This is a genomic window from Clostridium sp. UMB9555A (genome assembly GCF_030222355.1).
GTDB lineage: Bacteria > Bacillota > Clostridia > Clostridiales > Clostridiaceae > Sarcina > Sarcina perfringens.
This window is the reverse complement of record NZ_JASORQ010000048.1, coordinates 1-241: the sequence shown is the minus strand read 5'-3', so window position 1 is coordinate 241 and position 241 is coordinate 1. Positions and strand designations below refer to the sequence as shown.

General features: G+C 49.0%; 1 pseudogene. It reads left to right on the top strand.

Annotated elements, in window-relative coordinates:
- Positions 1 to 101 precede the first annotated feature (101 nt).
- A pseudogene (gene fumE / locus QP548_RS16905) lies at positions 102 to 241 on the top strand (fumarase E); the annotation flags it as partial.

Here is a 241-nt window from a genome sequence, read left to right as displayed (position 1 = left end):
CGGCGAATGGGGTGCGGACGCAGACATTACTGATCGGCGGCGCGGACCAAACGTGTAATATAATAGACTCCCTGCATTGATGGTGATCTATCGGAAGACCAATGGCGACGCTGACAGAAGATGATGTGCTTGAGCAACTGGATGCACAGGACAATTTATTTTCATTTATGAAAACTGCGCATACCATTTTGCTCCAGGGGATACGCCAGTTTCTGCCGTCGCTGTTTGTCGATAACGATGA